Origin of the sequence: Rhodococcus sp. PvR044 (assembly GCF_040548995.1) — a bacterium.
GTDB lineage: Bacteria > Actinomycetota > Actinomycetes > Mycobacteriales > Mycobacteriaceae > Rhodococcus_G > Rhodococcus_G oryzae.
Map to the genome: position 1 here is coordinate 44,050 of NZ_JBEPSX010000020.1, position 8,786 is coordinate 52,835.

General features: G+C 69.4%; 10 protein-coding genes. All 10 read left to right on the forward strand.

Annotated features, from left to right (window positions below; all coding sequences use genetic code 11):
* Positions 1 to 31: 31 nt before the first annotated feature.
* Entirely contained in the window at positions 32 to 532 is a 501-nt protein-coding gene (locus ABIC28_RS26840) for a DNA-deoxyinosine glycosylase (RefSeq protein ID WP_097211315.1), read from the forward strand.
* A gap of 72 nt (positions 533 to 604) precedes the next feature.
* A complete protein-coding gene (locus ABIC28_RS26845; protein WP_097211353.1) occupies positions 605 to 982 on the forward strand; it encodes a TIGR02611 family protein in 378 nt (125 codons plus the stop codon).
* 8 nt (positions 983 to 990) lie between these two features.
* On the forward strand, positions 991 to 1,773 hold the full coding sequence (locus tag ABIC28_RS26850) for a (2Fe-2S)-binding protein (RefSeq protein WP_108168812.1): 783 nt from the start codon (positions 991 to 993) through the stop codon (positions 1,771 to 1,773).
* 89 nt (positions 1,774 to 1,862) lie between these two features.
* A complete protein-coding gene (gene thrS / locus ABIC28_RS26855; RefSeq protein ID WP_209928932.1) occupies positions 1,863 to 3,914 on the forward strand; it encodes a threonine--tRNA ligase in 2,052 nt (683 codons plus the stop codon).
* A complete protein-coding gene (locus tag ABIC28_RS26860; RefSeq protein WP_027499599.1) occupies positions 3,911 to 4,450 on the forward strand; it encodes an ATP adenylyltransferase in 540 nt (179 codons plus the stop codon). The genes thrS and ABIC28_RS26860 overlap by 4 nt, the downstream gene beginning before the upstream one ends.
* 85 nt (positions 4,451 to 4,535) lie before the next feature.
* Complete coding sequence (gene pgsA / locus ABIC28_RS26865) at positions 4,536 to 5,216, forward strand: phosphatidylinositol phosphate synthase (RefSeq protein WP_097211316.1); 681 nt, start codon at positions 4,536 to 4,538, stop codon at positions 5,214 to 5,216.
* Positions 5,213 to 6,115 carry a phosphatidylinositol mannoside acyltransferase gene (locus tag ABIC28_RS26870; RefSeq protein WP_097211317.1) on the forward strand — a complete coding sequence of 301 codons (903 nt, stop codon included), beginning with the start codon at positions 5,213 to 5,215 and terminating at the stop codon, positions 6,113 to 6,115. Before pgsA ends, ABIC28_RS26870 begins: the two co-directional genes overlap by 4 nt.
* Entirely contained in the window at positions 6,112 to 7,242 is a 1,131-nt protein-coding gene (locus tag ABIC28_RS26875) for a glycosyltransferase family 4 protein (protein WP_097211318.1), read from the forward strand. The genes ABIC28_RS26870 and ABIC28_RS26875 overlap by 4 nt, the downstream gene beginning before the upstream one ends.
* Positions 7,239 to 8,276 carry an NUDIX hydrolase gene (locus ABIC28_RS26880; protein WP_354581767.1) on the forward strand — a complete coding sequence of 346 codons (1,038 nt, stop codon included), beginning with the start codon at positions 7,239 to 7,241 and terminating at the stop codon, positions 8,274 to 8,276. Before ABIC28_RS26875 ends, ABIC28_RS26880 begins: the two co-directional genes overlap by 4 nt.
* 66 nt (positions 8,277 to 8,342) lie before the next feature.
* A partial coding sequence (locus ABIC28_RS26885) for a beta/alpha barrel domain-containing protein (RefSeq protein WP_502945073.1) occupies positions 8,343 to 8,786 on the forward strand: 444 nt, incomplete at its 3' end.

Sequence of the window (8,786 nt, forward strand, 5' to 3'; positions counted from 1 at the left end):
TCGTGCCCATGTTGGGGTGTAATGGACGCTCATGACCGTCGTCCACAGCTTTCCCGCCGTACTCGACGACCGCGCCGACACCCTGATCCTCGGGTCGATGCCGGGTATCCCGTCGCTGGCCGCGGGCATGTACTACGCGAATCCGCGCAACAGCTTCTGGCCGATCATGGGCGAGCTCTTCGACGCGGGCCCCCGGCAGACGTACGTGCAGCGGCTGCGGCGGCTCCAGGACGAGGGCATCGCGCTGTGGGACGTGCTGAAGCTGTGCAGGCGGGAGGGCAGCCTCGACTCGAGCATCGACCCCGATTCCGAGGTGGCCAACGACTTCGCTGCCCTGTTCGAGCGTCACCCCCGGATCGGCCGGGTCTTCTTCAACGGGGCCAAGGCCGAGCATGCGTACCGGCGCGCCGTCGTCGCGCGCGGCCTGCACCCGGAGTCGGTCGCCATGGCACGGCTGCCGTCGACGAGTCCGGCGAACGCGGGCACCCCGGTGGCGGACAAGCTCGAGGCGTGGCGGGCGGTCGCCAGGTAGCTCGACGGACCAGCGCGCCGCGGCCCGCCCGTCGGTACTGTTGGCCGCGTGGTGACGACTGAGAACCGGTGGATGCGCCTGCGGCGGGATATCGCGGGAAACACCGCACTGAACCTGGCCTACCGGATCTGCGTCGGCGTCGTCGGCACCGTGGTTCTCGTCGTCGGCATCATCACCATTCCGTACCCCGGTCCTGGTTGGTTGATCGTGTTCGCCGGGCTCGGCATCCTCGCCTCGGAGTTCGCGTGGGCGCACCGCCTGCTCCGGTTCGCGCGGGAGCGCTACGACCGGTTCATGGCGTGGTTCGTCCGCCAGTCGATCGTGGTGAAGGCGCTCTCCGCGTTGCTGACGTGCGCCATCGTGATCGGAACCCTGTGGGTGCTGGGAACTCTCGGGCTGATCGCGGGGTGGGTTGGCATCGAGCACCCGCTCCTGGAGAGCCCGCTCTAGCCGTGGTGATGGATCCCGAACTCGGCCAGGCCTACGAGCGAGCGGTCGCGGCGATCCCGTCGTTGAGGGACGCGACCGTACCCGCGCCGGGCGCGGTGGAACACGCAGGCAACGTCCTGGTGGACCGCGATTGGCTGGCCGCCCGGATCGATGACACCGCGCGGCGCTGGGCCTGCGAGGACGTCCGCGTCTCTGCGACGCTGTGGTGGTACTCGGCGAGCTCGACGCTGCTGTCGGTGCCCGCCTCGATGCTGCTGGCGACGGGCCTCGCGCCCGACCCGGCCCTGGACGGGCTGACCTGTACGTTGCGGCCGGACGGGTACCTGGGGACCATTCGTTCCGAGGCAGGCATCCGCGACGACGAGGTACTGGCCGAGCGGCTCGTCGCCGCGCTCGCCCCGATCATCGCGGCGCTGAGCGAACTCAGTGGTGCGGGCGTGCGCTCGCTGTGGGCGATCGCGACGGACTCGTTGGGCAACCGTGCGCTGGACGCGGGTACCGCGCTTGGCAGCCCGGTGCTCGGCAGCGCGCTGGCGGTGCGGTTGGCCGACCTGATCGGCACCGAGATGCCGCGCCCCCGGTTCGTCGACGTCGGCCGCGGGGGAGTGGCCGGAGCGGACCCCCTTGCCGTGCCTGTACCGGGCTCCAGGCGGGTGATCCGCAGGTCGTCCTGCTGCCTGATCTACGAGACGGAGCCCGATCCGGCCGCCGCCGAGGGCGTCAAGTGCACCAGCTGTCCCCGTCAGCAGCCGTCGGTGCGCGCGGCGCGGCTCGGCGCGCTGCTCGGGTGACAGGTCCGTCCGATCCGCGTGCCGATAGCATGAGGTCTCACCGAGCAGCCGTCTTCGAGTCGGCGCAGAACATCGAGGAGCACATCGCCGTGACCACGCCCGCATCCGCAGTCTCAGCCGCCCACGTCCGGGTGCCCGCGGGGACTACCGCCGGTACGGCGGTTCGGGAGGCGGGGCTCACCGGCAAGGGTGCCGACGCCATCGTCGTGGTCCGCGACGCGGAGGGCCAGCTCAAGGACCTGTCCTGGATTCCCGAGGAGGACGCACTGGTCGAGCCCGTCGCGGCCGACTCGGACGACGGCCGCACCGTGATCCGGCACTCCGCCGCCCACGTGCTCGCCCAGGCCGTGCAGTCGGAGTTCCCGAACGCCAAGCTCGGCATCGGCCCGCCGATCAAGGACGGCTTCTACTACGACTTCCGGGTCGACGAGCCGTTCACCCCCGAGGACCTGACCCGCCTCGAGAAGAAGATGAAGCAGATCATCAAGGGCTCGCAACGCTTTTCGCGGCGTGTGGTCGAGAACATCGAGGACGCCCGCGTCGAGTTGGCGAACGAGCCGTTCAAGCTCGAACTGATCGACGACAAGTCGGGCATCGACGACCCCGAGGTGATGGAGGTCGGCGGCAACGAGCTGACCATCTATGACAACCTCGACCCGAGGACCGGCGAGAAGGTGTGGGGCGACCTGTGCCGCGGCCCGCACATCCCCACCACCAAGCACATCCCCGCCTTCAAGCTGACCCGCAGCTCGGCCGCGTACTGGCGCGGCGACCAGAACCGCGAGGACCTCCAGCGCATCTACGGCACCGCATGGGAGTCGTCGGAGGCGCTCGACAAGCACATGGAGCTGATCGCGGAGGCCGAGCGTCGCGACCATCGCAAGCTGGGTGCGGAGCTCGACCTGTTCAGCTTCCCCGACGAGCTCGGCTCGGGCCTGCCGGTGTTCCACCCCAGGGGCGGCATCATCCGCACCGAGATGGAGGACTACTCCCGCAAGCGCCACGTCGAGGAGGGGTACGAGTTCGTCAACACCCCGCACATCACGAAGGGCCACCTGTACGAGGTGTCGGGCCACCTCGATTGGTACCGCGACGGGATGTTCCCGGCGATGCACATCGACGAAGAGCTGAACGAGGACGGCACCGTGCGCAAGCCGGGCCAGGACTACTACCTCAAGCCGATGAACTGCCCGATGCACAACCTGATCTTCCGTTCCCGCGGGCGTTCCTACCGGGAGCTGCCGCTGCGTCTGTTCGAGTTCGGCTCCGTCTACCGCTACGAGAAGTCGGGCGTCGTGCACGGCCTGACCCGCGTGCGGGGCATGACGCAGGACGACGCGCACATCTACTGCACCCGTGAGCAGATGCGCGACGAGCTGGCGACCACGCTGGACTTCGTGCTCGGTCTGCTCAAGGACTACGGCCTCGACGACTTCTACCTCGAGCTGTCGACCAAGAACCCGGACAAGTTCGTCGGCGACGACGCGGTCTGGGAGGAGGCGACCAACACCCTCGCCGAGGTGGCCCAGGCGTCCGGACTGACCCTGGTGCCGGACCCGGGCGGTGCCGCGTTCTACGGCCCGAAGATCTCGGTGCAGGTGCAGGATGCGCTCGGTCGCACCTGGCAGATGTCCACCATCCAGCTCGACTTCAACCTGCCGAACCTGTTCGACCTCGAGTACACCGGATCCGACGGCGCCAAGCACCAGCCGGTGATGATCCACCGTGCCCTGTTCGGGTCGATCGAGCGGTTCTTCGGCGTGCTCACCGAGCACTACGCGGGCGCGTTCCCGGCGTGGCTGGCGCCCGTGCAGGTCGTCGGCATCCCCGTCGCCGAGGCCTTCGAGGAGCACCTGTTCGACGTGGTGGCCAAGCTCAAGGCCGCCGGAGTCCGGGCCGAGGTGGACGTCAGTGACGACCGGATGCAGAAGAAGATCCGGAACCACACCACGCAGAAGGTGCCGTTCATGCTGCTCGCGGGCGAGCGGGACGTGGAGGCGGGCGCCGTCAGCTTCCGTTTCCGCGACGGCACCCAGATCAACGGCATCGCGGTGGCGGACGCCGTCGAGGCGATCACCGGATGGATCGCGCGGCGCGAGAACGCCTCGCCCACAGCCGAACTGCTCGGAGGCCTCGGATGAGCGACGAGGGCTCGGTCGTCGACACCGGCCCCGGTGATCCGGACCGGCTGCAGCGACTCTGGTCGCCGCACCGGATGTCTTATATCGCCGAGGCGCCGAAGGTCACGACCCCGGGCGAGGGACCGTTCACCGACATCCCGAAGATGAGCGACGAGGAAGGGTTGATCGTCGCCCGCGGCGAGCACGTCTACGCGGTGCTCAACCTGTACCCCTACAACCCCGGCCACATGATGGTGGTGCCCTACCGTCGCGTCGCCGCGCTCGAGGACCTCACCCCCGAGGAGTCGGCCGAGTTGATGGCGTTCACGCAGCAGGCGATCCGCGTGATCAAGCGGGTCTCGCGTCCGGACGGCTTCAATGTTGGGCTGAACTTGGGCGCCGCGGCCGGCGGTTCGCTGGCCGAGCACCTGCACCAGCACATCGTCCCGCGCTGGGGCGGCGACGCGAACTTCATCACCGTCGTCGGTGGGGCGAAGGTGATGCCCCAGCTCCTGCGCGAGACCAGGGCGCTGCTCTCGGCAGCCTGGAACGCGTGAGCCGTATCGCCTGCGTCATGGCAGGATCGTTGACGAGATCAACTCGAAATCGGGTCTCTTCCAGCACAGGAACGGGGGTCGACAGGTGCTGAGCGTTCTCGGGCGCGCCGCGGTGTCGAAGGTGATCGCGCCGGTGGGTAAGGCCTTGGTCGCGGTCGGGCTGTCCCCGGACGTCGTGACCGTGTTCGGCACGACGGCCAGCGTGGTGGCTGCTGTCACCCTGTTCCCTTCGGGGCACCTGTTCTGGGGCGCGATCGTGATCGCCGCGTTCGTCCTGTTCGACCTCGTGGACGGCGCCATGGCGCGCGAACGCGGCGGCGGAACCCGGTACGGGGCTGTGCTGGACGCGACCTGTGACCGGATCGCCGACGGCGCGATCTTCGCCGGCCTGGCCTGGTGGGCGGTGTACCACGAGAACAGCAGGTCGCTGCTGGTGGCGACCCTGATCTGTCTGGTCACCTCGCAGGTCATCTCGTACGCCAAGGCTCGCGCCGAGGCGAGCGGACTGTCCGCGGAGGGTGGCCTCATCGAACGGTCGGACCGCCTGGTGATCATCCTTCTCGGCTCCGGCCTGACCGGCCTCGCGGGACACTTCGGCATCGACTGGCTCGAATGGGCCGTCTACGTGGCGATGTGGCTGCTGGCGGTGGCGAGCATCGTCACCGTGTTCCAGCGGGTGCTGCAGGTGCGCAACGCCCCTGGCGCCCGGGATCCGCTGCCGATGAAGACCGGCACCGCGGAGAGCGGAGAGGCGCCGACGACGTGAGCTGGACCGAACGGGCAAGCGACCTCGGCTACGCCGCCGGCTGGCGGTTGGTCCGCGCGCTGCCGGAAGGCGCGGCGGAGTCGCTGTTCAACTGGGGCGCGGATCGGGCGGCCCGCCGCGGCGGCCCGGATCAACTGCGCCGCAACCTGGCACGTGTACTCGGGGTACCCGCCGCGGAGGTGCCGGACGAGCTGATCCGGGACTCGCTGCGCTCCTATGCGCGCTACTGGCGTGAGGCCTTCCGGCTCCCCGCGATGGATCAGCATGAGCTCGGCGGGCGTCTCGATTCCCTGGTGCACGGTCAGGAACACCTGAACAAGGCGATGGCCGACGGCAAGGGCGTGGTGCTGGCCCTGCCGCACAGTGGCAACTGGGACATGGCGGGCGTGTGGGCCGTGCAGCACTGGGGCACGGTGACAACCGTCGCCGAGCGGCTCAAGCCGGAGTCGCTGTACCTGCGGTTTCTCGAGTACCGGGAGAGTCTCGGCTTCGAGATCTTCCCGCTCAGCGGCGGCGAGCGCCCACCGTTCGAGCAGCTTGCCGAGCGGCTGCGCGAGAACCGGCTGGTGTGTCTGTTGGGGGAGCGCGACCTCGCCAAACACGGTGTGCCCGTGACGTTCTTCGGTGAGCCGACCCGGATGCCGGCAGGCCCGGCCAAGCTCGCGATCGAGACCGGCGCCGCGCTGCTGCCGGTGCACTGCTACTTCGAGGGCGACGGCTGGGGCTTCCAGGTCGATCCGCCGGTGGACACCTCCGGTGGGGTGGCCGCGGCCACCCAGGCCCTCGCCGACCGCTTCGCCGCCAACATCGCGGACCACCCGGCCGACTGGCACATGCTCCAGCCGCTGTGGCTCGCCGACCTGTCCGAGGGCCGGCTGGCGCGGATGGAATCGCCATGAGGATCGGGATGGTCTGTCCCTATTCGTTCGACGTGCCGGGCGGGGTGCAGGCCCACGTCGTCGAGTTGGCATCGGTGCTCATCGAGCGGGGACACAAGGTCAGCGTGCTGGCGCCCGCCTCGGAGGGCACCGAGCTCCCCGACTTCGTGGTCTCGGCCGGCCGGGCGGTCGCGATCCCGTACAACGGCTCGGTGGCCCGGTTGAGTTTCGGCCCCGTCTCCTATGCACGGGTCCGGCGGTGGATCGTCGACAACGATTTCGACGTGCTGCACATCCACGAGCCGAACGCGCCGAGCCTGTCGATGCTGGCGATGAAGATCGCCGAGGGCCCGATCGTCGCGACCTTCCACACCTCGACCACGAAGTCGTTGGTGCTGAGCACCTTCCAGGGCGTGCTCGCGCCGTACCTGGAGAAGATCAGCGGCCGCATCGCCGTCTCCGAACTGGCGAGGCGGTGGCAGATGGAGTCGCTCGGCTCGGATGCCGTCGAGATCCCCAATGGCGTCGACGTGCCCGCGTTCGCGAATGCGGACCCGCTGCCCGGGTACCCGCGCGCGGGCGGCACCGTGCTGTTCCTCGGTCGCTACGACGAGTCGCGCAAGGGCATGGCGGTGCTGCTCGAGGCGCTGCCGGAGCTCGTTGCCAAGCACCCCGACCTGGAGATCCTGGTCGTCGGCCGGGGGGACGAGGACAGGCTGCGCAAGGACGCAGGCAGGTTTGCCGGGCATCTGCGGCTGCTGGGTCAGGTCACCGACGCGGAGAAGGCCTCGGCGCTGCGCAGCGCGGACGTCTACTGCGCGCCGAACCTGGGCGGCGAGAGTTTCGGCATCGTGCTCGTGGAGGCGATGGCGGCGGGCACGGCGGTGGTGGCCAGCGAGCTGGACGCTTTCCGTCGGGTGCTACGCGACGGCACCGCCGGAATGCTGGTGCCGGTCGGCGATTCGGCCGCGCTGTCCACCGCGATCGATTCGGTGCTCAGTGACCCGGATCGCCGTCGCGCACTGGTCGGCACCGCCACCGAGGTGGTGGCCGAGTATGACTGGCCGGTGGTCGCGGAGCAGATCCTGCGCGTCTACGAGACGGTGACGGTCGGCGGCAGCGGCGTCGGCGTTGAGGTCCGCTCGTGACCTTCTCCGCGACCTCGATCCTCATCCTCGCGCTGATCGCCGCGGTGATCATCACGATCGGTATGTGGGCGTACGGCACCGCCAACCGGCTCGACCGATTGCACGTGCGCTCCGACCTGTCCTGGCAGGCGCTCGACTCCTCGCTCGCGCGCCGGTCGGTGGTGGCCCGTGCAGTGGGCGCCGCGCTCGCGCCCGGTGGAGACGCCCGGGTGCCGGACGGAAAAGCCCTGGCGGCGTTGGCGATCAAGGCCGAGCGGGCCGATCGCGGACACCGGGAAACCGAGGAGAACGCGCTGTCCGTGGCGCTGGCATCGGTGCCTGCCGAGGCGCTGCCGCCCCAGCTGGTGGCGGAGCTGGCCGACGCCGAGGCCCGGGTGCTGATCGCCCGCCGCTTCCACAACGACGCGGTGCGCGACACCCTCGCGCTGCGGACCCGGCGACCGGTGCGCTGGCTGCACCTCGGCGGCACCGCCCCGCTGCCCACCTACTTCGAGATCGCCGAGCGCACCGCCCCGGTGGTGGGCGCCGGTATGAACGTGGACGAGACGCGGACGTCCTCCCGCGTGGTGCTGCTCGACGAGAAGGGCCGGGTGCTGCTGCTGCGCGGGCACGACCCGCAGGTGCCCGACGTCTACTTCTGGTTCACCATCGGCGGCGCCGTCGAGATGGGGGAGACCCTGCGGGCGGCCGCCGTCCGCGAGATCGCCGAGGAGACCGGGCTGTCGGTGGACGAGGCGGTGTTGCGCGGGCCGATGTGGCGCCGGGTCGCGGTGTTCCCCTACGACGGCGAGCTGATCCGCTCAGAGGAGCTGTTCTTCGCGTTGCAGACCACCGAGTTCACCCCCACGCGCAGCGGCTTCACCGACCTCGAACGGCGTGCGATCACCGGTCACCGCTGGTGCAGCCCGAGCGATATCCGGGAGATCGCCGCGACCGGCGAGGTGGTGTACCCGGAGGAGCTGCCGGACCTCCTGGAGGAGGCGAATGTCGTGGTCGCAAGGCTGGTCGAACCCGAGGTCCGATCGATTCGCTGACCGGCCGACCGGCAGAAACCCGCATCGTCCTAGAATTGAACGAGTTCCCCTGACAGGTCACTACCGATGGAGTATGCCGTGAGCACCCCTGATACCGCCCCGACCACCGGCACGGCCCGCGTCAAGCGCGGCATGGCCGAGATGCTCAAGGGCGGGGTCATCATGGACGTCGTCAACGCAGAGCAGGCGAAGATCGCAGAGGACGCGGGTGCGGTGGCGGTCATGGCCCTCGAGCGTGTGCCCGCGGACATCCGCGCGCAGGGCGGCGTGTCCCGGATGAGCGACCCGGACATGATCGACGGCATCATCTCTGCCGTGTCCATCCCGGTGATGGCCAAGGCACGGATCGGCCACTTCGTGGAGGCTCAGATCCTGCAGTCACTCGGCGTCGACTACATCGACGAGTCCGAGGTGCTGACCCCGGCGGACTACGCCAACCACATCGACAAGTGGAAGTTCACCGTGCCGTTCGTGTGCGGTGCCACCAACCTGGGTGAGGCGCTGCGTCGA

What these genes read in the sequence shown, in the direction of transcription:
- ABIC28_RS26840 (WP_097211315.1), top strand. Translation starts at nt 32, where the DNA reads ATGACCGTCGTCCACAGCTTTCCCGCCGTACTCGACGACCGCGCCGAC.
- ABIC28_RS26845 (WP_097211353.1), top strand. Translation starts at nt 605, where the DNA reads ATGCGCCTGCGGCGGGATATCGCGGGAAACACCGCACTGAACCTGGCC.
- ABIC28_RS26850 (WP_108168812.1), top strand. Translation starts at nt 991, where the DNA reads ATGGATCCCGAACTCGGCCAGGCCTACGAGCGAGCGGTCGCGGCGATC.
- ABIC28_RS26860 (WP_027499599.1), top strand. Translation starts at nt 3,911, where the DNA reads ATGAGCGACGAGGGCTCGGTCGTCGACACCGGCCCCGGTGATCCGGAC.
- ABIC28_RS26875 (WP_097211318.1), top strand. Translation starts at nt 6,112, where the DNA reads ATGAGGATCGGGATGGTCTGTCCCTATTCGTTCGACGTGCCGGGCGGG.